The following is a 25794-nucleotide window of genomic DNA, read 5'->3' on the forward strand; positions in this document are numbered from 1 at the left end:
AATGAGCTGATTAGTATATAAAGCTGCAATGAGTCAACAAGCTGATATAAAATTTTCTGATCTGGCGGGCATTAAGCCAGCAAGGCTCCTGACAAAAACCAGGGGTGATAAGACCATATGGGCATTGGTGTTCCTATTGGTCCTTATTTCTTTACTTGTTGTTTATAGTGCCACAGGTTCTTTGGCTTATAAAATGTATAAGGGCAATACAGAGGTTTATTTGTTCAAGCAAATAGCCTTTATTGCTGTTGGATTTTGTGTCATTTATTTTGCACACCGGGTAAACTATACTATTTACTCGCAGGTGGCTAAAATATTATTCCTGCTTTCTATCCCGTTATTATTATATACACTCCTGTTTGGAGTGACACTGAATGAAGGCAGCCGTTGGATCAAGTTGCCTATCATCAATATGACCATGCAAACCTCTGACCTGGCGAAATTGTCCCTGTTTATGTTCCTTGCAAGGTTGCTTAGTCGTAAGCAAAACAAAATAAAAGACTTTAAAAAGGGTTTTCTTCCTGTTATTCTTCCTGTGGCGGTAACCTGCCTGTTAATTGCACCTGCCAATTTATCAACTGCTTTATTGCTGGGCGCTAGTTGCATGTTATTATTATTCATTGGACGGGTAAGTACCAAGCATTTAATGCTCACCATCAGTTGCGCAATGATACCTGTTATCTTCCTTGTGATGGCAGCTGTAATAAAGCATAAATCTTCTGCCGGGGAAGAGGTAGCTGCAACAACTACCAAGAAGGAAAAATCATCTAAACTTTTTGCCAGGGTAGATACCTGGATCAGCAGGGTGGAAAACTTTATGTATGGCAGTAAAGAGGCTGATAATGACAATAACTATCAAACGAACCAGGCAAAAATTGCCATTGCCAAGGGCGGTGCATTTGGACGGGGACCAGGCAACAGTGAGCAAAGAAATTTCCTGCCGCAGGCATATAATGATTTCATTTACGCCATCATTATCGAGGAGTACGGATTGATAGGGGGTGCTTTTATAATATTCATTTACCTGGTTTTCTTATACCGAAGCATAAGGCTTTTTAAAAAATGCCCCTATGCTTTTGGTGCTTTCCTGGCTTTAGGATTAAGCTTCACACTGGTGATCCAGGCTATGGCTAACATGGCTGTGAACGTGAATTTGTTTCCTGTTACAGGAGTAACCTTACCTCTTGTCAGTATGGGTGGAAGCAGTTTTTTGTTTACATGCCTGTCTATAGGGATCATTTTGAGTGTGGCAAGAAATGTAGAACAATTGGAAGGTCGTAAAAAAATGGAAGCGCTGGCTAAACAAGAAGAAGAGCAAGAGGGTGAAGAGCAAGAAGAAGAAGTGGAAGAGGAGCCTGAAGAAGTATAATTTATGGCAAGAGGGAAAAATATAATTATTGCTGGTGGAGGAACAGGTGGACATATTTTCCCTGCAATTGCAATAGCCAATGCCATGAAAAAACTGGCACCTGCAACTGAAATATTATTTGTAGGCGCTAAAGGGAAAATGGAAATGGAAAAAGTACCACAGGCAGGTTACAAAATAGAGGGGTTGGATATAGCAGGGTTTAACAGAAGTTCTTTGATAAAAAATATCGGTTTACCATTTAAGCTGGTAAGAAGTTTTTTTCAGGTGCGAAAAATCTTTAAGGGATTCAGACCGGATGCTGTAGTAGGTGTGGGTGGATATTCGTCTTTTCCTGTATTACGTTTGGCGCAGGCAAGGGATATTCCAAGCTTCATACATGAGTCTAATTCCTTTGCAGGAAAGTCAAATATTCTTTTGGGTAAGAAAGCAAAAAAAGTATTTGTAGCAACCGATGGCATGCAAAAGTTCTTCCTAGCGGAAAAGATCGTAGTGACTGGAAATCCTGTCAGGCCTGCAATAGTTAATGTTTCATCTATTGATAAAAACGAGGCATTACAATTTTTTGGTTTACAGCCGGGGAAAAAGACTCTGTTGATTGTGGGGGGTAGTTTAGGGGCGAAATCGATCAATACAGCCATTTCGAAAGGATTGGAAAACTTAATAAATGCCGGCCTGCAATTGATATGGCAAACCGGGAAGACTAATGCAGCTAAATGGAAAGAACAAACAGCCGACCATCCAACCGTCTGGGTCAATGATTTTATTACACAAATGGAGATGGCCTATGCTGCTGCTGATATGGTAATATCAAGGGCAGGCGCTATGGCCATTGCAGAATTGTGTGTAGTGAAAAAGCCCGTTTTGTTCGTACCCTACCCATTCGCTGCAGAAGATCACCAAACGGTGAATGCTATGAATCTAGTAGAAAAACAAGCAGCACTTATGGTTAAAGACAACGAGGCTATTGACAAAGTGGTGCCGGCAATTATTGAATTGGCCCTTGATGAAAACAAACAATCGGAACTTAAAAATAATATCAGCAAATACGCTATAGTTGATGCTGATGAACGAATAGCCCGTGAGATCATTAGATCAATAGAGGGTTGAAAGAGCAATAGACAGGATTTTAAATTTTATAAACAAACTGCTTATCAAAGAAAAGAAAACATATGGCCATGAGAAGAGCAATGAGGCTTTCTATTTACTAAAAAGTGGTGGGCTTAAGTCTGTTTACTTTATAGGAATAGGAGGAATTGGCATGAGTGCACTTGCCCGTTATTTCCATTCCCGTGGCATCCTTGTTAGTGGTTATGACAAAACCCCTACTGCCTTGACAAATCAACTTGAGGCGGAGGGAATTGCTATTCATTTTAATGAGGACATCAACATTATTCCAAAAGATGTTGACCTGGTTGTGTATACACCAGCAGTTCCAAAGGAGCATAAGGAATTAGCGTTTTATCAACAAAACAATTACACTCTATTAAAACGTAGTGAGGTCTTAGGTGCATTAACAAACTCCTCTTTTAACATCTGTGTGGCAGGAACTCATGGTAAAACAACGGTGTCTACCATGATCGCTCACATTCTGAGATCAAGTGGATATGGGTGCAATGCTTTTTTAGGTGGCATAGCTGTGAATTACCAGACCAATTTCTGGAGCAGCGAAAATGATGTATGTGTTATAGAAGCTGATGAATATGACAGAAGCTTTCTTCAATTGAATCCCGATATTGCATTGATCACCTCCATGGATGCTGATCATTTGGATATTTACGGCGATGAAGCTTCTATGCAGGATGCCTTTGTAGCTTTTGGAGATAAAGTAAAAGAGCAGGGCTTACTGTTTAGTAAGTTTGGATTAAAGCGTACTAAGGAAATTAAAGTTGCAAGGAAGAAAACATACAGCCTGCAAAATGAATCAGCAAATGCCTTTGCCGGTAATATTAAAATACAGGATGGCGGATATGTATTTGATGCCCATCTTGAAGACAAGCTCATTCCCGCAATAGAAATGAGTATTGGTGGTATGCACAATGTTGAAAACGCCATTGCAGCCATTGCTGTTGCCAATGAATTGAAAATAGACCCTCTTAAGATCGCGGAGGCAATTGCCGGTTTTAAAGGTGTCAGAAGAAGGTTTGAATACAGCATACCTCCGGTAAAAAAACAGGAAGGTGCTTATGTAAAGCCAGTGCTGATAGATGATTACGCCCATCACCCCGCAGAATTAAAGGCGTTATTGACAAGTGTGAAAAGCTTGTTTCCTCAGCGCGTGGTAACTGTAATCTTTCAGCCACATTTATTTACAAGAACCAGGGACTTTGCAAATGGTTTTGCCGAGGCCTTATCAATTGCAGATAATGTGGTTTTATTACCTATTTATCCTGCCAGGGAATTACCCATTCCAGGTGTGTCCAGTGAGATGGTCTTAGAGAAGATCAATGCAAATGAAAAGGTATTGGTAACAAAAGAAGGCTTACTGGATTGGATGAGAGAACATGTACAACATTTAAATAAAGAATTTGGAGAGGTGATAGTAATGGCTGGTGCAGGTGATATAGATGCAATGGTAATGCCTGTTAAAAATATTATTGAGGAACTAAGTTGAAAAACAAAATTGTCATAAGAAGGATATTGGTTATGGCTGCCTGGCTGCTGGTAATAGCTGGTATTACCACATTGCTGGTTGCTGCTAATAAAAAGCAGACCGAACATGTCTGTAAAATGGTGAATGTTTCTATAAAAGGAACAGGTGAGAAATATTATATAGATAAAACTGATATTCTAAAGCAATTGGAAAAGGCATACCATTCAAGCCTGTTGAATAAGCCTTTGAAAAGTATTTCACTGGTCACATTAGAGAAATCTTTAGAAAAGGATCAATGGATAGGAGATGCTGAGTTATATTTTGACAGGGAGGATGTTTTGCATGTCATCATTGAAGAAAGAACACCTATTGCCCGTGTGTTTACTACAGGCGGTCGTACATTTTATATGGATAGTTCTGCTCACCAGATGCCGGTGATAGAAAGAACTGGCATAAGGGTGCCTGTAATCACTGGGTTTCCTAATTCAAGCAAGTTCAATTCAAAGGATAGTGTATTGCTTACAGATGTAAAGAAAGTCGCCTGGTTTATCTATAGCAATGAATTCTGGAACGCCCAGGTAGGCCAGGTAGATATTACTCCTGAAAGAAAGTTTGAATTAATACCCGTTATTGGCGATCATATAATCAGGCTTGGAAATGCGGACAATCTTGAAAACAAAATGTCCCGGGTACTATTATTCTATAAGCACGTGTTAAGCAAGGTAGGATTCAATAAGTACAGTGCAATCGATGTTCAGTTTGATGCACAGGTAGTGGCAGTGAATAAGGGGCCGGTTTCAAAAGTTGATTCCATACAGTTACAGAAAAATATTCGCGAGCTTTTGGAAAAGAGCACCATACAGAACGTATCTGAAGAAATGCTCCCTGAATCCCGCGCTATGAGTACAACAGATTCTTTGAAAACTTTTGCAAAGGTGGATGCAAGCATCGAACCTTTGCCTACCAATCCTATCCCTGCTAAAAACACTGATCCGGAAAAAGTGATTGCACCCGTTGTCGGCAAAACGTTAGCCGTGCAAAAAACTAAAGTCAGTATCCCGGAAAAACCGAAAAAAGTAGAACAGACACATCAAAGGCCAAAAGCTGTGATGAAAAGAAAAGTTTAATAGTTGTCTTGTTACGTCAGCAACTGCCATTATTTATGATAAATGCAGCCAGGAGCTTAACATTTTAACTGTTCGACCAAAACGCAAACAACTAAAAACAACATAGACATGAACAACGAGCAACCAATTATTGTGGGGCTTGACATTGGAACCACCAAAATTGCCGTCATTGCAGGACGAAAAAATGAATGGGGCAAGCTGGAGATCCTTGGCTTTGGCAAGTCCAACTCCAACGGAGTAAAACACGGACAGGTTTTAAACATCGATGAAACTATCAAGGCAATCAGGCAGGCGCTTGATGCCTGTTATGCTTCCAATCCAAACCTGGAAGTGAACGAAGTATACGTAGGTATTGCAGGCCACCACATCAAGAGTTTACAAACACGTGGCGATATTGTTCGCCATGACACAGAAAACGAGATCTCTCAAAAAGAAATTGACCAGCTGATAGCAGATCAGTACAAAACGTACATTCCGGCTGGAGACCAGATCATCGATGTTATTCCTCAGGAATACACCGTTGATAATTTTCAAAACATTGCCGACCCAATTGGTTATGGAGGGGTGAAAGTTGGTGCTAACTTCCACATCATAACTGGTGATAAAAATGCTATCCGTAATATCAACCGTTCTGTTGAGAAATCAGGGTTGATCACAAAGGACCTGGTATTACAACCCCTTGCTTCATCTGCTGCTGTTATGGCGCAGGAAGACATGGAGGCGGGTGTAGCAATCGTAGATATAGGTGGCGGTACTACAGATCTTGCCGTATTTTATGAAGGCATTCTGAAGCATACTGCTGTTATTCCATTTGCAGGTGAAAATATCACTAACGATATCAAAACTGGTTTGGGTGTATTAAAAACCCAGGCCGAGCAAATGAAGGTGCAGTTTGGCAGTGCATTGTCAAATGAAGCCAAGGCAAATGCCTACATTACCATTCCTGGTCTCAGGGGCATGCCTGCTAAAGAGATCAGTGTAAAGAACCTGGCAAACATCATCCAGGCCCGCATGAGCGAGATACTGGACTTTGTTACCTATCATTTAAAGCAAGTTGGATTAGATAATAAAATGTTGAATGGAGGTATCATACTCACAGGAGGTGGATCTCAATTAAAACATTTGATACAATTAACCGAATATGTTACAGGACTGAACTGCCGCATAGGATTGCCCACAGAGCATCTTGCGGCGGGACATATCGAAGAGCTGGCTAAGCCCACGTATGCAACCTGTCTTGGATTGATACTAAAGGGATATGATGATTATGAGCACAACCGAAAGCAATTTGAACACACTTTTAAAGCTGTTTCCGTTCCTGATAACTTGCGCACAGAAACTGAAGAAATGTCTGAAGTGGTAGAAGCCAATGGTAGTATTATTACAACCGAAAGGCGAAAAGGCATGAGTAACTTCTGGGGAAAGTTTAAAACAAGTTTAATTGAAATTTTTCGCGAAGAAGAAGATCACAACTTTTAATTCTTTGTTTCAGAGATGCATTCTTTAGTACAGTATTTATAAAAAAGCTTTTACTCATTTATAAAAGGGAAAAAATGGTAAGCTTTTTGACTGGAGAATGGCCTCGAAAGAATAAAGAAGTTTTTAAACAGAAACAAATCATCATCCATTTAAAATTCATTCATCCGTTGTTGCCAAATCAGTAACGACACAAATCAAAATCTTATGATTCATTTTGATCTCCCCAAAGAGAAATCATCCATAATAAAAGTGATAGGCATAGGTGGTGGAGGCAGCAATGCTGTGAACCACATGTATTCCCAAAATATAGAGGGTGTCAACTTTATAATATGTAACACAGATGCACAGGCAATAGCCCAAAGCAATGTGCCAAACAAAGTACAACTGGGGCCACACCTTACACAAGGCCTTGGTGCAGGTGCCAATCCTGAGATCGGCCGCCAGGCTACTGAAGAAAGTCTGGAAGAGATCAAGCGTATTCTTGAAGTGAATACAAAGATGGCTTTTGTAACTGCCGGAATGGGCGGTGGTACAGGAACTGGTGGAGCTCCTATCATTTCCAAAATATGTAAAGACCTTGGCATTCTTACCGTTGGTATTGTTACCACTCCTTTTTCTTACGAAGGCAAAAAAAGACAGCAACAGGCAGAAGAGGGAATAAAAAATCTGAAGCAGTATGTCGATACTTTGCTTGTGATCAGTAACGACAAACTACGTCACCAGTTTGGTAACCTTAAAATGCGTGAGGCGTTTTCAAGAGCTGATAATGTTTTGGCCACTGCGGCTAAATGCATCACTGACGTGATCAACAGTACAGGCCAGATCAACGTTGACTTTGCGGATGTTTGCACAGTCATGAAAAATGGTGGTGTGGCTATCCTGGGTAATGCGGCTTGTGAAGGTGAAAATCGTGCTCAACGTGCTATTGAAGATGCACTGAATTCTCCATTGCTGAATGATAACGAGATCCGTGGCGCTAAATGGATCTTAATAAATATCAATTCGGCCGAAGGTGAGCATGAATTTACAATGGACGAAGTTGAGATCATCCAGAATCATTTATTAAGCCAGGCAGGAGAAAATACAGATGTGATCCTTGGATTGGGTTATGACAATACATTGGGCAGCCAGATCGGTATTACACTGATTGCAACCGGCTTCCAGCATAAAGATCCATTTACCCGCAGGGAGGCTCCACGCCAGGAAGCTCCGAAGCAACCAGAAAGGATCGTAATGACCCTTGGAGAGCAGCCCATCCCAAAGCCTGAAGCCACCACCACTCCCACCAAAGAAGATCTCTTGGCTCCAAGGCTGATAGATGAAAATACCATTGCTGAAGAAATTCCAATGCCTCAATTGCAGGATGCAGATTTTGATTTACATTTAGGATCCTTGAGCCAGGTTGAAGAAAAAGAAGAAGAGCCTGAGGCTCCTGTTCATCTGCAACTAAAGATCAAGGATGAAAGTGCAGAGGCGGAGGTAGAAAAAAAGGAACTCGAGCGCAAGAAACAAGAGCTTGATGACCGTTTTGAAAAACTTCGCAGATCTATATTATCTACCGATAACCAGGCTGCAAAGCCTGTTCAAAATACTTCCCAGGCGTCTGCAGCGTCGGGAGGATATCTGGCCAGACCATCCAATATTTATGCGGAGTCCAAACCGGAAGTTTTCACTTCCAAACCTCTGGAAGAAAAACCGGTTACACCACCTATTGCAAAAGTAGAAGACCAGGAAACCTTCGACATGCAGCTGGTGATACGTAACGACATTCCGAAAGCGGCGGATACTACTGAGAGCCACCATACTCAAACACCGAACATTCCCCCAGTCGAGGACCCTGCTTTGCAGGACGGGACGGAGGATCAAAAAAGGAGAGCGGCAGAACGATTACAAAAGTTGCGCAACTTGTCGTTCAATATTAATGCTGCAGATCCTAATAATGAGTTTGAAGCGGTTCCTGCGTATATCCGCCGCAATATGGAATTATACAACACAGTCTCCTCTGTTGAAAATTTCTATAGCAATTACACAGTGAAAGATGATGGTAAGAACAGCGCTACCATCAGTACCATTAATAGTTTTTTAGACGGGAAAAAGCCTGATTAATTCCCTGTTTTTAAAGGTTCCATGTCATAATTATGGCCTGGTCCGTTTCATTGAAGCCACTGTCCTCAGTTGTTTGGGACACCAGAATAGGCTTGTGTTTTTAGTTGTTCCCCCATCGTTTACGATGGGGGTTTTTTGTGTCTGGGCAAAAGGAGGCAGAAAATGTTAATCACTAAAAACCAAAAGCGGCTTTTAGAGTTTGAATATAGACACAATCAAAGAGGCATAACTTACTCCTCGTCAGGCTGGCTAATAAATCCCAGGTATCCATTGCAGCAAGGGCAGTATAATTCAATGGCATGTGTTAGGATAAGTTCTTCTTGTTTTATTTCAGTTCCCTTGCCTTCCCATTTACATTTTGGGCAGCTTATTTCCTGGGATAAGAGTACAGACGGAGGATACACTTTGTGCATGCTAGATTCTTTTGCAGTAAGTTGTTGTTACAATATTAGCTACGAGTTTATTAAAAAAAATACCCATAAGTAGGTACTTTTTTGTTCAGAGTTTGCAAATTTTAATGAATACTGAATACCCATGGCAATAACCTATTGACGTTCAATGAGTATTTCTATTATTAATGATTAGTCAAAGATTTTTCAATCTATTATAAGACCCATTGATTACTTAGATAAATTGAGTTATTCCCCAAAGACCGGCAAGCAGCTGCCTTACCTGCTGTATGGTTCTTATTCTATCCTTCCAGCTATCTCCAGCCTACCTCCTCCCTATCTAGGCTATAGTAACGGTATAGATACTCCGTGCCCGCACGGAGTATCTATACCGTAGATAGGGAGAAGGTAGGGAGAAGCCATGCCGTAGCTACATCGCAGGTTGCAGATTTTTTACCATCCAGCCAGGATGGAAATGGGATAAAAATTGGTCCTGCTGATGATTGGGTCAAAGGTCTCTTCGGCTGTTGATACGGAAGCAAAGGATCCATACCAGGGTTGTCAGTACCAGGGTATAAATGATGTGCGGATTTATAGCAGCCAACGCTGCCTTATAATTGGTCTCTCCCAACCGAGCCAGGAAAGCCGGCACAGGGATTAACCTGTCAGATATTTCAAGTGGCATAAACCGGCCTAGGTCATTGGCCTTCAATTTGGCAATACCAACAATGACTGGCTCGAGAATGATAAAATAAAATATGAAGATGCCTAAAGAAACAAATGCTTTTCTTACCAGGAATGCTATCAGGAAGGCAATGGATAACTGGGAGAAGGCCTGCAGGGCAAATAATCCTATATATTTTGAACCGCTCCAGATAGTTGCAGTGGGTTCACCATTATTAAAAACACCAAGTGCCAGGGCTACCAACAAATATAAAACAGTAACCAGGGCTGTCAATAATAAAACATCAATGAATTTGCTGGCGATAAACTGTTTTCTACTCCAGCCATCAATAATATTTTGCCTATGGGTCTTATACGTATACTCATTGGTAATGAACATAATAACAACCACAGATGGGATAAAGATAAAGAGGGAAGAAGCATATGCTACAGTATGCCATACTTCAGGAAAGGTAAATGGGTTGCCAACAAGCATTTTTACCATTTGTGCTGTTGTATCCCCTTTGCTAATTACTTGTTGGTAAATATGATAAAATATATAATTAACCCCGGGGTAAGACAGGGCGATAATGCCAGTCATCCACCAAAATGCCGGGTACTTTCTTAGCTTTAGCCATTCAGTATTTAAAAGACCTTTCATAATAAGCAGTATTAACTATTTTTCTTTTAATAAGTAGGGAAACGTTTATTAGTTATTGGTAAGCTCAAAGAAGCGAGCTTCCAATCTTTTCTTTTTAAGTAACAAATGAGAAAGAACAATACCCTGGCTGAAGCAATAACTGTTTATCTCTTCCGGGTGGGCTTTTCCCTTTGGAAGCTTGAGCAATACGGTGCCTGCTTCATTATTAATGATAATATCTGAACCAAATTGTTTTAATGCTGCTGCCAGTGCATTTATGTCTGCCGCTTTAACTTCAACAAGGTCCTCGTCCATTAATACATCGTCCACATCACCGGTTGTTATCAATGTACCAGATTTCAATATGGCTACATGCGTACATACTTTCTCTACTTCATCCAAAAGGTGACTGGCCATGATAATGGTGTGGCCATTATTTTTCAATTCCACTATCAGGTTCCGGATTTCGGCTATACCTACCGGGTCGAGGCCATTTGTAGGCTCGTCAAGTACCAGCACTTTTGGACTTCCTAACAACGCAGCCGCAATTGCCAGCCTTTGTTTCATGCCAAGGCTAAACGTGCTAAAACGGCTTTTTCTCCGGTCAAACAGGTTTACTTTTTTCAGGGCTATATCTATATCCTGAAGGTTTCCTCTTTTGCTGATGCTTTGGGTGATCTTCAGGTTGTCCACAGCACTGAGGTAATGGTAAAAGTTGGGGGTTTCCAGCAATGAACCTATCCTTTTTCTCTGTTCAGGCGAACCTGCATGCCCAAACCATAGAAAGTTTCCATTATTGGCCTTAAGTACATCCAGTATAATGCTAAGGAGGGTGGTTTTGCCACTGCCATTAGGTCCCAAAATGCCAAAGACGGTACCCGGTGGAACCTCGAATGAAACATTTTTTAGTGCCTGGATAGGGCCGTAGGATTTTGAAATGTTATTCAGCGAAAGAACTGCGTCCATTATTCCATAATTTTTCTGAAGATAACCGGTTATGGTTGTTTCCGCAATTGGTTTTCCACCAATTGGATTATTCTATATACCAACCATCTTTTGCTTTCCTTTGTTAGTAAATTACAAATGACCTTATGGCAATAGTAATGATAACTGGTGGTACAGGTTTGATAGGATCAGCACTTACAAAAAGCCTGGTTGAAAAGGGACACCAGGTAATTATACTCACCAGAAATAGTTCCAACAAAAAGAAAACCGGGAACTTATCTTATTCACAATGGGATCCGGGAAAGGGTACTTACAATGCCCATGATTTTGCTTCTGCAGATGCCATTATTCACCTGGCTGGGGCAAATGTTGCGGAGAAGCGATGGACTGATGAACGGAAAAAGGAAATCATTGATAGCCGTGTTCAGGGAGGGGAATTGATCATAAAAGCTTTGCGGGAAGTGCCTAATAAAGTATGCACCATTCTGAGTGCTTCTGCTATTGGTTATTACGGACCGGACCAAATGCCAGCTTCGCCTTTTGTTGAAGAAATGCCACCCTACCATGATTTCTTAGGCCAGACAGTCAGTCAATGGGAAGCTTCACTTAATCCTGTTATTCAAATGGGTAAAAGACTGGTAATTTTTAGAACTGGCATTGTGCTGAGCCGCCAGGGTGGCGCTTACAAGGAGTTCGAAAAGCCATTACATTTTGGGATTGCTTCCATTTTAGGAAGCGGGAAGCAAGTGATCAGTTGGATACATATAGACGATATGGTGCGGCTATATATTGCAGCACTGGAAGACGAGGCGTGGAAGGGTACTTATAATGCTGTAGCACCTGTTCCGGTTTCTAATAGAGAGTTAGTGTTAGCCATGGCAAGGCAAAAGAATAAAATATTTATCCCTCTACCTGTTCCTTCCATTGTATTGAAAACGCTGTTAGGCGAAATGAGTATAGAGGTTTTAAAAAGTACTACTGTTAGTTCAGCAAAGGTGGAACAAAGGGGTTTTATATTTCTCTATCCTACCATAGACAAAGCCGTAGCGGCATTATTAAAAAAATAGGTTCAAAGATTAATAGCAGCATGGTTCCAATGATAAATATTGGTGAATCCGCCTACAATAGCTTTGTTATTTTGAAACCTGAGTTTATTTAGTTTTAAACTATCTACATCTTCTATTCTAACCTTGCGGTACATAGGATGCATGGTTCCTCCTGTAACACCTGCAGGTTTGCTTGGATCATATTGGAAGGAAGGATCTACCAGCGTTCCACGGGGATACATGATCCCAGGCACACCCTGGCCGCGGATGTCAAGGAAAATAGGGTGGTCAAGTCCCAATGTATGTCCATACTCATGTGCCGCAGTAGTAGAACCCTCATATAAATTTTCTAATAAAAAGTATCCTGAGTTAGAACCCAATCCATCGACAAATGAAATGTTGCCATGCACAAAGGATTCAATACGGAAATAATTATTGAGAGGGTTGGTATTTTGTAAGACCTCCATTTGGTCAATGTCTTTCTTTAGTTCAGCACTGATGCGGAAGTTGACTTGCAGGGAGGTATTGTTGATAATACAAATTGCCCCGGGTTCATTCCACATAGTTTCAATCTCTGAACGGATGCGTTCAGTGAGTATATCATCAGCCATGGAACCATAAGTGATGATATGAGAACGTATGACAATCGATTTCTCCTCAAGGTTCAGTTCAGCTTCACCCATATTATTATACCGATAGCTTAATTGCGGACAGGTTTACCACCTTTCAAAACGCTTTGAATTCTTTCCAATGTCTTTTTCTCCCCGCAAAGTGATAAAAATGCTTCTCTTTCCAGGTCGAGCAAGTATTGTTCGCTCACCAGCGTTTGTTCACTGAGGTCTCCTCCACACATAACATAAGCCAGTTTTTTAGCTACAGTAACATCGTGCTCAGTAGCATAGTTAGCGCGCCACATGCCGTGGATCCCGGAATAAAGGGCACCGAGTGCACTTCTGCCGAGTACTCTTATATCTTTTCGCTGGGCGGGCATGCTGTAACCGCTATCATAGAATTCGATAACAGATTTTTTGGCTTCCAGTACCCTGCGATTTTGATTGACAACCACTTCATCAAGCCCTTTTCTATAGATACCAAGATTATAAGCCTCGAAAGCTGATGTGGCTACTTTGGCAGTAGCAATAGTGAGGAATCTATTCTTTAATGTGATGGTTTCCGGTTCATCCTCGTGCATTTCATCTGAAGCCCTTAATACAAACTCTTTTGTACCCCCACCACCAGGTATCAGGCCCACACCTAATTCAACGAGCCCTGTATAGGTTTCAGCTGCAGCACAAACCTTGTCACTATGCAGACTCATTTCGCAGGCACCTCCAAGTGCCAGCCCATGAGGCGCAACAACAACAGGCACAGAAGAATAACGGCAGCGCATCATCGTATTTTGAAAGGCCCGAATGGCGAAATCCAGTTCGTCATACTCCTGCTCAATGGCAAACATGAAGATCATACCTACATTGGCGCCGGCGCTAAAGTTGGCTCCTTCATTGGCAATGACCACACCTTTATAATTTTTTTCTGCCATTTCAATGGCCTTGCTGATACCAGCCAGCACATCACCACCAATACTATTCATTTTGGTGTTCCATTGAACGCCAAGCACTCCATCACCTATATCATAAATATTTGTGCTCCCATTCTTCCAAACTGTTTTGTCCTTATAATTTTCCAGGATGATAAAATCTTTGGAGCCGGGAATAGATTTATATGATCTAGAAGCTGGATCGTAGCTAAGTGTATTTCCATTTTCTACCTTGTAAAAGGTTTTGTTCCCGGCAGCAAGCATTTCATCTACCCATGTTGCCACAGGATAACCTGCAGCTTTCATGGCCTGAACTGTCTTTTCTACGCCCAATGTATCCCAGCTTTCAAACGCACCAATTTCCCATCCAAAACCGGCTTTCATGGCATCATCAATGCGATACACTTCATCGCTGATCTCAGGTATCCTGTTAGAGATATAAGAAAATAGCCCGTAATGAAAATGGCGGTAAAACTCTCCGGCTTTGTCCTGGGATGAAACCAGCATTTTCAATCGCTGCCTGAGGTCTTCAATTGGTTTTGCAGCTTCTAAAGAGGCAAATTTTGCTTTTTGCCTTGGTTGATATTCCAGGGTTTTTAAGTCAAGGGTGAAGATCTCTTTTTCACCTGAATTGCCTTTTACTTTTTTAAAGAAACCCTGGCCTGTTTTATCGCCCAGCCAATTGTTTTCTACTACTTTATTTAACCAGGCTGGTATTTGAAATACATTTCTTTGTTCATCATTGGGACAACTGTCATATACACCTTTTGCCACTTTTACCAAGGTGTCTATCCCGACAACATCTGCCGTGCGGAAGGTGGCAGATTTTGGACGGCCAATAACAGGTCCTGTTAAGGCTTCTACTTCATCTATAGATAATCCTAATTTTTCGATTAATCCAAAAATGGCCATCATGCCATATACACCAATGCGATTGGCAATAAATGCCGGAGTATCCTTAGCCAGTACTGTGGTCTTACCCAAATACAGATCGCCATAGTTCATAAGGAAATCAACTACTGAAGGGTCAGTATCCGGAGTTGGTATGATCTCAAGGAGCCTGAGGTAACGCGGGGGATTAAAGAAGTGAGTGCCACAAAAATTCTTTTTGAAATCTTCTGATCTGCCTTCACTTAATAAATGAATGGGAATGCCAGAGGTATTGGAAGTAACCAGGGTTCCGGCTTTTCTGAAACCTTCCACCTTCTCATACAGAGCCCTTTTAATATCCAGTCGTTCCACTACCACTTCAATGATCCAGTCGCATGTACCAATTTCTTTCAAATCATCATCAAAATTTCCAGTAGCAATCCTTTTCACTGCATCCTTTGTATAAACCGGAGAAGGATTGCTTTTAATGGCTGCCTGCAGTGAATCATTTACGAGTTTATTGCGAAGTAATTTGTTTGTAGATTCTTTTGCCTCGGTGGGAACTATATCCAATAAAATTACCTGCACGCCTATTCCTGCAAAATGACAGGCTATACGTGAACCCATAACTCCACTGCCTAATACTGCAATCTTCTTGATAATTCGTTTACTCATAAAATTAGTTAGTTAAACAACTATTTAGAGTGAAGATACTGCAAAAAGAGAATAGAAAAGACGAGTTTAAGACATGGAAACAGGTGTGCCTACATTGAAATAAAAGAGGAGTAAAATGCAACAAAACCCTGTCACGCCAAAGGGTTTTATCCAGGCATTTCTATTTGCTCATTCAACACTAAAAAGGGTACTGCTTAAGACCTTTTCTTTTTTAGCTGGAAGGACCTGGAAATATTGAATCCAAACTGGATGTCCCCATTATCCCAGTGATCGGCTGTTTCTGCCAGGAAAGCACGTTCATTAATGCCTTTTGCATTGGTAAAGTGTAATTGGAAAACGTGTCCACCTGTTTCTATGTCGAAACCAACAGATAATGGATTGGTTATTCCGGGCACCTGGTTGATAACATAATAATAGTCAACGTTGAAAGATATGCGTTTGGATAATTTTATACGTCCTCCGAAACCACCTGCAAAAAGGTCATTGTGCTCACCCTGTGCTACAATATTTTTATGAAGCATAGTTGGCATAATTTGTAAAGTAAGGGCGTCATTGAATTTTCTTCCTATAAGTGCCTGCCAGTAAAAAGCAAAACGATCAGAAGAATGATATCTTTTGGTAATTGTATCTGCTGCATAGGTCATTCCGGCTACTGCTACCAATGAAACAGGAAATGCTCCAGGGCCTTTGGATTGTTGTAAGGGACGATACTTTAAAAAACCATCTAACTCCTTTTTATAAGCACTCCGTCCTATGCCAAAGGAAATATTATCTGTTAGTCCATAATCTAATCCCAACCTAACGGTAGCTGGCCCATCGAGGCCAAAAAACTCGTAGGTGCCGCCACTTACCTTGCCAAAGCGATGAAGTATCCTGAAATCCAAAACTCCCTCACGCAGCATTTCAACACTATGTGACATAATGATCCTTGAGGATTTGAAAGAGGCATATACCAATTCCTTTTGGGGTTCATCTACACCCAATTGTTTGAACAGGTCGGTAGAATCCTGGCTGTTTGCTTTATTAAATAGTACAATTGCTAAAAGGAGCAGGGCTAGTTTTGGCTTCATAATCGATTTATTTAAGAGGATCCATTTTACACTCCACCATAACCACTATATTATTAGAAAGCTTTTCTTTTACCACGGAAGGTATTTTTATCTGGTAGTCAGAAAGTAAAACGTTGAAAGTTGCGTTTGTTTGCACCTTTCCATTTTCCACTTTTACTGTGCCTTTTGTTTTAAGATCCCTTGTAACACCATGTAGGGTTAGTTTGCCTATTACTTCTGCCGGATAGGTACCGTCAACAGTATAGTTGATATCCTTGTTATTTGAAATAGAACCTTTAAAGTCGCCGCGGGGATATTTATCACTTTCGATATAATTTTCATTAAAGTGCTCCTGCATCAGTGCCTTTGGAAATTCAAATCCTTTCATCAGTACAGAGAACTGCATCATTCCGGTTTTTGTATCCAGCAGCCCTGCAAGGGTTTTATTTTTTGCTTCAATATCTTCCATAGGAGCTTTTGAAGAAAATTCTATTTTACCCGTTTTTGTATAAAATTTATCCTGTGCTTGCGCATTAACTGATAAAATGAAAGCAATAACAATTAAACATTTGAATTTCAACATTGCGTTTTATTTAGAGTATGATTATTTTGTTTCTATTAGAATACACCGGTTAAGTGAAACATCAGTGCCAAAAAGTGCATCTGAGCTTGCGCCAAAACAAATGCCTTTTATAGCCACCTGGTTACCTTCTTTTACGCTTTTGTAATTAGTGTAACTGGAGTCCATACTGCACTTTACCGAAGACATGGATCCGCTTTCTCCCAATGAAATGATAACCGGGCTTCCGTCCATGTCAATACTTTTGACTGTACCTGAAACAGCAATTACCTTATCAATATATTTTTTATAGAAACCTGATGAATCTTTTTCATAGTCTGCCACCAGGGTATTCATATTGGTGGTGTAATCCGGGTTTACATTTTTAAGGTCTTTATTGGTTCGGTTATATTCCCGAATGGCATACACCAACCCAGTTATAGCAATCAAAACTATTATGATCAAAAAAACCTTTTTATTCATTTCCTGGTGTTTAATTTTCTTTAGAACAATGGCTTATCAAATCTATTTCTAACCACCCTTATTAATTGTTATATAAAAGAAAATGTTCATTGTAATTTAATTATTAGGCGCACCAGCTTTTATCCAAGCCTGAACCTTATCTATTTCACATTGGCTTATTTTGCCGGCATTCTGCGGCATGGCCACAAATCCCGAAGAGTGGTTGATAGCTCCGAACAACCTGGTTTCCATTGCTTTTACAGAATTGTAATCTGTTAACCTTATGCCCGAAATGGGATTGTTTCCGCCATGACAATCTGGTGTCAGGCAACCATTTGATTGTATGATGCCCGCAATGGTTGTTGAATAGGTAACATGACTGGTGTCACAAGTGCCAGGGTTTGGTTCAATATCATAATAGCATCCGGCAATGATCATCATACACATTAGCAGTGAGATAGATAGTATGCTTTGTTTTCTATTAATTATTGGGTGCGCCATTCGATATCCATTTATGTAATTGATTTAATTCACAATCAGAAAGCTTCTGTCCATTTTTGGGCATTGAGGAAAAACCTGTAAGAAAGTTAACAGATCCCCAGAGCCTTCCATCATCTACCCTGGCTTTTACACCACTGTATTGGCTAAGATCATAACCACCCGAGGCATTGTAATTATTATGGCAGCCGATACATTTATTGGCAAGCAGGTTTTTTATAGTTGTGGAATAAGTGACATTAACAGAATCACATTGAAGCTCCTGGCAGGCATTATTTTGAGCCCCCTGCATAATCCATTTATAAATGATATCTTTTTGCTGCTGGCTCAATGGATTATACGGTGGGGGAGGCATCCTGTCATTTGAATTTGATTCACTGATCTTTACCCATGATTTGCTCCTGGCCGGTTGTCCGGGAACTATTTTACCGGTATTCATTATAGAATTGTAATTCGTCAGTACGATGCCTTCCTGGTGGGAAGCAGCATCATGGCAACCTGCAGAAGAACAATTGGAAACGAAAATGGGCAATACCTGTTGCTGAAAATAGGCAGTATCAGCACTGCATCCTGTTGATATAATAGGCGGATTCTCACCACCGTTTTGGGGTGGGTTAGCAGCAGGAAACTCATGCTTACAGGATTGTATAAATGCAATTATAGCCAAGATAAACCCCAGGTATACAACATGCATCTTTTTCATAGAAAGGCGTAGTTTACTGAAAAATTAAAATGAAAACGCTTCCTGAAAAAGAATATTTCGGCAGCCTTGTTATGATTGAAATCATTAAGACAAGACTAACAAATATGTTTAATTCTTAAAACGAGGCAGAAAGGAAAAAGGTTGCCTGCTTATAGTACCTACCTTACTTCTGACCCATTTTCAGCTAGTGCATTTGGGTTAACCAGTATCAGTTTCCCATCTGCCTGTTCAGCTGTAAGTATCATACCCTGGCTTTCTATACCCCGCATTTTCCTGGGTGCCAGGTTTGCTACTACAATAACCTGCTTATCGACAAGGTCCTCTGGTTTAAAATGCTGCGCTATACCTGAAACAATGGTCCTTATTTGGCTGCCCATATTCACCTGCAACTTTAATAGCTTATCAGCTTTTTCAACTTTTTCCGCATGGGTAATAGTTCCAATGCGCAGATCCAGTTTGGCAAAATCATCATACTGGATCTCTGGTTTATCTTCAGGAATACGCTCTGTAGTTGCTATGCTTGAAGGCTGACTCACCGGCTGTTTATTTTGTTCCTGTTCCATTTTTGATTGTGCTAATCCTTTTTTTAATTTTTCAACCTGGAATTGTACCTCGGCATCCTCAATTTTCCTGAATAATAATTCTGGCGCCCTTAAGGAATAACCAACACTTAAAAGCTTTGTTTTACCTGCATTTTCCCATTCAAGCATTTTGTCAACCACTTTCATCATTTGACACATTTTTTTAGCTGTATGCGGAAGAAAGGGATTGATGAAAATGGCCATATTGGCACAAAGCTGTAAGCAAACATGCAGGCAGTTATCTATCTGTTCCTGCACTTCCGGAAGAATTGCGCCTTCTGCATTTACCTGTTTAGCTTTTATCCAGGGTTCCTTCTCCTGCATGTACTTATTTCCTTTCCGGGCAAGGTCTATGACATCAAATAAAGCATCCCTGAATTTGTATTCCTCAAGCAGCTTTTCTATCCTGGGCTTTGCTGATTCTATTTCTGCTATTAATTCTTTATCCTTTTCGTCAATAATGTTGTTGTGGAATCGCGGAACTTTTCCATTGGTAAGTTTGTGCATCAACACAAACGTCCTGTTGAAAAAGTTGGCAAATACAGCAACCAGTTCTCCGTTAACAGCATCCTGGAATCCTTTCCAGGTAAATTCACTGTCCTTGTTTTCAGGAAGGATAGTAGTAAGATAATACCTTAAGGCATCTGCCATTTGTGGCCCGCCATTTTCTTTTTTAAGGAAATCATCTATATAGTCCTGCATATCCAGTTTCCAATTGCGACTGGTACTCATTTTATCACCTTCGAGGTTCATAAATTCATTGGCGGGAACATTGTCAGGAACTATATAATTATGCAAATGAAGCATTACAGGGAATATCAGGCAATGGAAAACAATATTATCCTTTCCTATAAAGTGTACCAATTTGGTGTCTTTATCCTGCCAGTAAGGCTTCCAGTCATTGCCGGTGTTAAGCGCCCATTGCTTTGTGGCACTGATATAACCAATAGGAGCATCAAACCATACATACAAAACCTTGCCTTCCGCATCTGGCAGCGGAACTTTAACCCCCCAGTCAAGATCACGGGTTACAGCCCTGGGTTGAAGGCCGGCATCTATCCAGCTCTTGCATTGACCCAATACATTGGCTTTCCAATCTTTCTGGTGTTCATTCAGTATCCAGTTGCGAAGCCAGTCTTCATGCCTGTTAAGGGGTAGGTACCAATGTTTTGTTAGTTTTTTTATAGGGGTATTACCACTTAAAGTGCTGACGGGGTTTATCAGTTCATCAGGACTTAATGCAGTGCCACATCTTTCACATTGATCACCAAAAGCGCTTTCAAAGCCACAATTGGGACAAGTGCCTTTTATATAACGGTCGGCAAGAAAGGTTTGAGCCTGTTCATCATAATATTGTTCTGTTTCTTTTACTTCCAGCTCACCCCGATCATTCAGGTAAGTAAAGAATTCCTGGGTTGTTTCATGATGTATAGCATTAGAGGTACGGTCGTAAATATCAAAGGATATACCCAGGTCATCAAAGTTTTGTTTCATGATGACATGATACTTATCAATGATCTCGCGAGGGGTAGTGCCTTCTTTCATAGCCTGTATAGGTATGGCTGTACCGTGTTCATCGCTTCCGCAAACGAACACTACATCCCGCTTTTGTGCTCTTAAATACCGTACATAAATATCTGCGGGTATATAGGCTCCTGCCAGGTGTCCTATGTGTTTTTGTCCATTAGCATATGGTAAGGCAGAAGTAATTAAATATCTTTTGGGCTGGTTCATTGTATTAACTCCTCTTTTGAATCTTTAACTATCCTGTATCACCGTATTTTCAATAGTTGCATGCACAGGAAGTTTGCAAAAATACCGCAAAGGCGCCAACTGCTTTTTATTTGGCCCAACAAGGTTTATTTTGTGCTGGCAATTAAGCATTATGATTCAAATTCCTCCCTATTTAAAAAAAGGCGATTGCATTGGAATAGTGGCGCCAGCAGGATATATGCCTTTGGAAAAAATGGAAACCTGCATTAACACTCTCCAGGATTGGGGTTTTTCTGTGCGGCTTGGAGCCACTGCCAACAGCAGGTCAGGGAATTATTTTTCCGGAACAGACCAAGAGCGCCTGGCAGATCTCCAGGAAATGATGGATGACAGGTCAGTACAGGCTATTTTATGTGCCCGCGGAGGGTATGGTATGAGTCGTATAATAGACAATATCAGCTTTAAAAAGTTCAGAAAGCACCCTAAATGGGTCATAGGGTTTAGTGATATAACGGTTCTCCATTGCCATCTTTATGAGCGTTATGGAATTGCTTCCTTACATGCTCCCATGGCGGCAGCTTTTAATGATGGCAATTTTAATAATGATTATATTAAGTCATTAAAAAATGCCCTGGAGGGTACACCAGTCAAATATGAAGTACCTGTTGCAGCCAATAATAAAATGGGGGAAGCAGAGGGTGCTTTAGTAGGAGGGAATCTATCCCTGCTGGCTCATCTTATTGGTACCAGCTCTGATATTAAAACAAAGAACAAGATCTTGTTCCTGGAAGACATAGGAGAATATCTATACAGTATTGACCGGATGCTGTTACAATTAAAGAGGAGTGGCAAATTTGATAAGCTTGCTGGCTTGATCATTGGTGGCTTCACTGATATGAAGGATACAGAAAGACCTTTTGGAAAAACCATACAGGAGATAATCTATGAACATGTGAAGGAATATGAGTTTCCTGTATGTTATGATTTTCCTGTAAGCCACAGTACTGAGAACCTTTCATTGAAGATAGGAGTGGGTTATCATTTATCTGTACAAGAGGATATTGTTAGATTAGCTGAAGTTTAATGCCCGGGAATTCCGGGCACTAAATCAATTAATATAATTATTAGCCTATTGGTTATAATAATTGCGGAGGCGGTTGGACAGGTCGTTTTGTATCTGTTTGAATAGTTCCCTGGTTATTTCTTCCTGTGTGGGAGGTGTAACCTCATTTTTATTCAGAATCGTTTTATCATTATCACTTAAGGCCCTTTCATCCCCGGTATAGCTGGCAAATTCTGTTTTCCAGTTATGTTCACCAGTGAAACGGTCGCTCCAAATAGCTTTGCCCTGTGCATCCCTAATAGTGATCATCAGGTCGCCTTCTGACACCAAGGATCTTTTAATACTTGTTATTTTTGCCTTGACCGTACCATATTGTTTAATAACGGAATCTGGCTTATAAACTGTTTCCTTTATTACAACTTCTTTAGAAACTTCCCTGGAGGTCTTATTATCATAGGGTTGTCCTATAGAAATACGACTTAGGTTTAACTCCAATGACTGGTCAGGCTTTATACCTTTATTCCTGGATTCCCATTCGGAATAGAATTTTACAAATTCATTATTCATGCTATAGGATAACGTCCTGATGATCTCATTCTGAAAGTTTTGCACCTGTGTGGAGCTTGCATACTGGTAACCGCCATAATTCTGCATAGGCAATACCAGCACCTTTGTAACTGCCTGGTTGTACAGGGTATCCTTTTTTCTTTGGAGGTTAAAGTCATTCGGCTTATACCGGACTGCAATAGCCAGTTCTTTATATGCCTCTTTGTAAGACTCTTTATTAGCGGCTGCCATCCACTTTTCAGCTCTTTCTACATGAATATCCGCAATCTTATTCCGATAAGTTTCAACATATTCCGAATAATCTTTAGTCCTTATAATTCTTGCAGGGACTGGATAAGCATGAATGGTTTGATAAAGGTCCTGTAGTCTTAAATAAGACTGGTATATTTTCTCATAGCGATTGTCATCACTACTATTAGAAAGAATTCTTATTTGGTTTTCTCCCTCATTAACGGCATAGGTATATGAACTCTGTACTATTTCTTTTGTTTCATAGTCGTTAGGATCTTTTTGCAGCTTTTTAACCCCGAGTTCAATGGCATCTGCATAATCGCCTTTCTGGTAAGCTTTGTTTGCTGATTTACAGCCTGCAAAATATGTGCAACAGGCAAGTAAAAGAAGGTAGAATTTAAACATAGTCTGGTTTTATATATTGGATTCAAAACACCCCGCAAATGTTACCCGTAAAATTGATTTTAAACCTAAATTAACAGGAAAACGGGTTGAATTTGGGGACCAATATAACAAATAGGAGCGTGGAATGCAATCAGGTTGACTGAATTAGTTTTAAAAACTGGTCTTTTTAAGTGGTGTTAACTTCCTGCCTTTTTGGAACGTTATCTATTTCTCAATTATATGGAGTTACCAGGGTTTTATTTATTCCTAAACAATTGAGTTATGGTGTTTCACTTACAGGCCCTATGCTTTTATTTATTGCCTGGTAATCCAGAATTTCCTTTTCAGAAATTATAGGTATATGGTTACACAATCCATGTTCCAAATCCAATCATGGAAAGAGGTACTATATTTTAGCAACAAATGCTTTAAACTGCTGAACAAGGGAAGACCTAGTCTTCAATACGTTTCAATTTCAGGTTGGTTACAGGTGCTACAATAAGCGGAAATTTTTCAACAGTAACATTGCTTGGATCCAATCCAAAACCTCTTTCTTCGGAAAGTGAAATTTCTTTAAGCCAGAAATGAAATTTCATAACCACTCTTTCAAGGAAAGGGAGGTCATTATCCTGGCTGAGGTATTTTTCCATCACTACAAAGGAAAAATCACCAACAATATTACTTCTCTCAAGGCTTTCATACCGGCTTGTTATATTAACCTCCCGGTTGGTTACCAGGTCTTCAACTACTTTTCTGAACATGAGGTTAATACGTGGCTCAACCCTGAAACCCAGTCGGAAATCCACTCGAATAATGTCGTTAGGAATGATGTGATCCACCTTATATTCCATGGTGTATGGGTCATCCAGGGTGTCCACATGCACAAGCCAGTAGATATCTGCCCTTTTAGGCTTTTTATTAAGTATGGAGTAAATGATCTTATGTTCTATCTCTTTTGGATTATCGGCACTTGTCAGGTATACCAGGTGAGTGGCATATTTAACGATAGAACGGTCATTGCTAAGTTCCTGGATCTTTGGAATATAATGTTCCAAGCGTACAAATTCCACGTACCTGTTTTTAATCTTCCTTGCCCGGTACCAGGCATACATAACCAGGAACATCAAACCACCTATCATTAGGGTGATATACCCACCATGTGTGAATTTTTGTAAAAGGGCAAATAGGAATAATATTTCTACAACAGAGTATACGGAAAGAAATATCCAGATATAAATGGGCTTTACCCTTCGGGCAACGAGGAAATTGGAAAACAAGATCGTAGTCATCAACATAGTGACTATGATTGCCAGGCCATAAGCCGCTTCCATTCTTTGGGAGGTTCTGAAATAAAGTACCACACCTACGCAACCCATGAACATCAGTAGGTTTAAAGACGGGATAAACAACTGCCCCCTGGCTTCGGAAGGGTAGCGTATCTTCAGTTTAGGCCAAAGATTTAGGCGCATAGCCTCGCTTATAAGGGTAAAAGATCCGGAGATCATTGCCTGGCTGGCAATAATAGCCGCAGTAGTTGCTATTATAACACCTATGATAATGAACCATTCTGGCATAAGGTCATAAAAGGCATTGATTCCCAGGCTTTCTCTAACAGAGTCTGTAATAGTAAGGCCTGTATGATGACTTAAAAGGCTGGCTCCCTGGCCAAGGTAATTTAGGATCAGGCATATTTTGACGAAACTCCAGGAGCCTCGTATGTTTCCCCTGCCACAGTGACCAAGGTCACTATATAGCGCTTCGGCTCCTGTTGTACAAAGAAATACAGCTCCTAACAGCCACAATGCATTGGGATATGACCTTAAAAAATGAAAGGCATAAGTTGGACTAAATGCCCTGAAAATGGTCCAGTCGTCCGATAAGTGAACAATGCCAAGGACAGCAAGCATACTAAACCATATGAACATAATTGGCCCAAAGAACCTTCCAATTGAGGCGGTGCCGAATTGCTGTAAAAAGAAAAATAGCCCAAGAATGACAAGGACTATGTACACTACATATTCTTCAATATTGTGGAAAGTCGGGATCTTTTTAAGTCCCTCAACCGCTGAAGTGATAGAAATGGGAGGTGTAATGATGCCATCCGCAAGCAAAGCAGAACCTCCTATCATGGCTGGAATCACCAGCCATTTTCTTTGTCTTCGCACCAAAGCATATAGGGCAAAGGTTCCGCCCTCACCCCGGTTATCGGCGCGTAAAACCAAAAGAACGTATTTAATGGTTGTTTGTAAGGTGATTGTCCAGATGATACAGGATAAGCTCCCAATAATCAATTCTTCAGTGATTGTCCTATTGGTAATTATAGCATTAAAAACATATAAGGGGGAAGTGCCTATGTCTCCATAAATAATACCTAACGCTATAACTAATCCTGCAACAGTAACCTTATTAAGTGGTGCTTTCAATGTACCTGTGTTGTAATTTTTGATGGTTTCAAGGCGAATTGCCAAAGGTATATGTTAAAATTAATAGATGCACAATCAGAAACAAGGCAATAGTTTGAAATTTGAATGTGTTCACGGGATTGTGA

19 protein-coding genes and 1 pseudogene are annotated in these 25794 nt (G+C 40.5%); 8 read left to right on the forward strand and 12 right to left on the reverse strand.

The features are described 5' to 3' along the window. Positions 1–28 precede the first annotated feature (28 nt). The 6 genes from BUA53_RS14745 to ftsZ all read left to right on the forward strand — a co-directional run bounded on the left by BUA53_RS14745 (position 29) and on the right by ftsZ (position 8671). Positions 29–1369: an FtsW/RodA/SpoVE family cell cycle protein gene (locus BUA53_RS14745; RefSeq protein ID WP_072836152.1), complete on the forward strand. Its 1341-nt coding sequence runs from the start codon at positions 29–31 to the stop codon at positions 1367–1369. Positions 1370–1372: 3 nt separating this feature from the next. Then, positions 1373–2476 carry an undecaprenyldiphospho-muramoylpentapeptide beta-N-acetylglucosaminyltransferase gene (gene murG, locus BUA53_RS14750; protein ID WP_072836153.1) on the forward strand — a complete coding sequence of 368 codons (1104 nt, stop codon included), beginning with the start codon at positions 1373–1375 and terminating at the stop codon, positions 2474–2476. A gap of 130 nt (positions 2477–2606) precedes the next feature. Then, positions 2607–3980, forward strand: a complete 1374-nt coding sequence (gene murC, locus BUA53_RS14755) for a UDP-N-acetylmuramate--L-alanine ligase (RefSeq protein WP_072836154.1) — start codon at positions 2607–2609, stop codon at positions 3978–3980. Beyond that, positions 3977–5086: a cell division protein FtsQ/DivIB gene (locus BUA53_RS14760; RefSeq protein ID WP_139256458.1), complete on the forward strand. Its 1110-nt coding sequence runs from the start codon at positions 3977–3979 to the stop codon at positions 5084–5086. Before murC ends, BUA53_RS14760 begins: the two co-directional genes overlap by 4 nt. A gap of 108 nt (positions 5087–5194) precedes the next feature. Then, a complete protein-coding gene (gene ftsA, locus BUA53_RS14765) occupies positions 5195–6565 on the forward strand; it encodes a cell division protein FtsA (RefSeq protein ID WP_072836156.1) in 1371 nt (456 codons plus the stop codon). Between the two features lie 204 nt (positions 6566–6769). Continuing rightward, positions 6770–8671, forward strand: a complete 1902-nt coding sequence (gene ftsZ, locus BUA53_RS14770) for a cell division protein FtsZ (protein WP_072836157.1) — start codon at positions 6770–6772, stop codon at positions 8669–8671. Positions 8672–9568: 897 nt separating this feature from the next. Here the strand turns inward: ftsZ and BUA53_RS14780 are convergent. Next, positions 9569–10384: an ABC transporter permease gene (locus BUA53_RS14780; protein ID WP_072836159.1), complete on the reverse strand. Its 816-nt coding sequence runs from the start codon at positions 10382–10384 to the stop codon at positions 9569–9571. A 48-nt stretch (positions 10385–10432) separates the two neighbouring features. Further along, positions 10433–11329, reverse strand: a complete 897-nt coding sequence (locus BUA53_RS14785; RefSeq protein ID WP_072836160.1) for an ABC transporter ATP-binding protein — start codon at positions 11327–11329, stop codon at positions 10433–10435. Positions 11330–11454: 125 nt separating this feature from the next. Here BUA53_RS14785 and BUA53_RS14790 point away from each other — a divergent pair, with 125 nt between their 5' ends. Then, a complete protein-coding gene (locus tag BUA53_RS14790; RefSeq protein ID WP_072836161.1) occupies positions 11455–12375 on the forward strand; it encodes a TIGR01777 family oxidoreductase in 921 nt (306 codons plus the stop codon). A gap of 2 nt (positions 12376–12377) precedes the next feature. Here BUA53_RS14790 and BUA53_RS14795 read toward each other — a convergent pair whose 3' ends face one another. From BUA53_RS14795 to metG, 8 genes and pseudogenes are all read right to left on the reverse strand, one after another. Beyond that, entirely contained in the window at positions 12378–13037 is a 660-nt protein-coding gene (locus BUA53_RS14795) for a peptidase M10 (protein ID WP_072836162.1), read from the reverse strand. Positions 13038–13054: 17 nt separating this feature from the next. Next, positions 13055–15436: a 3-hydroxyacyl-CoA dehydrogenase/enoyl-CoA hydratase family protein gene (locus BUA53_RS14800; RefSeq protein WP_072836163.1), complete on the reverse strand. Its 2382-nt coding sequence runs from the start codon at positions 15434–15436 to the stop codon at positions 13055–13057. Positions 15437–15630: 194 nt separating this feature from the next. Next, positions 15631–16506, reverse strand: a complete 876-nt coding sequence (locus tag BUA53_RS14805) for a DUF5777 family beta-barrel protein (protein WP_072836164.1) — start codon at positions 16504–16506, stop codon at positions 15631–15633. 7 nt (positions 16507–16513) lie between these two features. Then, positions 16514–17068: a YceI family protein gene (locus BUA53_RS14810; protein ID WP_072836165.1), complete on the reverse strand. Its 555-nt coding sequence runs from the start codon at positions 17066–17068 to the stop codon at positions 16514–16516. A 21-nt stretch (positions 17069–17089) separates the two neighbouring features. Beyond that, positions 17090–17527, reverse strand: a complete 438-nt coding sequence (locus BUA53_RS14815) for an OB-fold protein (protein WP_072836166.1) — start codon at positions 17525–17527, stop codon at positions 17090–17092. 96 nt (positions 17528–17623) lie between these two features. Beyond that, positions 17624–18007 carry a hypothetical protein gene (locus BUA53_RS14820; RefSeq protein WP_139256459.1) on the reverse strand — a complete coding sequence of 128 codons (384 nt, stop codon included), beginning with the start codon at positions 18005–18007 and terminating at the stop codon, positions 17624–17626. Then, entirely contained in the window at positions 17988–18707 is a 720-nt protein-coding gene (locus BUA53_RS14825) for a c-type cytochrome domain-containing protein (RefSeq protein ID WP_084080115.1), read from the reverse strand. The genes BUA53_RS14820 and BUA53_RS14825 overlap by 20 nt, the downstream gene beginning before the upstream one ends. 158 nt (positions 18708–18865) lie before the next feature. After that, a pseudogene (gene metG / locus BUA53_RS14830) lies at positions 18866–21031 on the reverse strand (methionine--tRNA ligase); the annotation flags it as partial. Between the two features lie 142 nt (positions 21032–21173). Here metG and BUA53_RS14835 point away from each other — a divergent pair. Beyond that, positions 21174–22085, forward strand: a complete 912-nt coding sequence (locus tag BUA53_RS14835) for a S66 peptidase family protein (protein ID WP_072836169.1) — start codon at positions 21174–21176, stop codon at positions 22083–22085. 45 nt (positions 22086–22130) lie between these two features. Here BUA53_RS14835 and BUA53_RS14840 read toward each other — a convergent pair whose 3' ends face one another. Together BUA53_RS14840 and BUA53_RS14845 are read right to left on the reverse strand one after the other, a co-directional pair. After that, positions 22131–23267 (reverse strand): hypothetical protein, encoded by a 1137-nt coding sequence (locus BUA53_RS14840; RefSeq protein ID WP_072836170.1) that lies wholly within the window; start codon positions 23265–23267, stop codon positions 22131–22133. Between the two features lie 431 nt (positions 23268–23698). Continuing rightward, a complete protein-coding gene (locus BUA53_RS14845; RefSeq protein WP_449401671.1) occupies positions 23699–25714 on the reverse strand; it encodes a KUP/HAK/KT family potassium transporter in 2016 nt (671 codons plus the stop codon). Between the last annotated feature and the right edge of the window lie 80 nt (positions 25715–25794).

This window comes from Flavisolibacter ginsengisoli DSM 18119, from assembly GCF_900129295.1.
Classification (GTDB): Bacteria; Bacteroidota; Bacteroidia; order Chitinophagales; family Chitinophagaceae; genus Flavisolibacter; species Flavisolibacter ginsengisoli.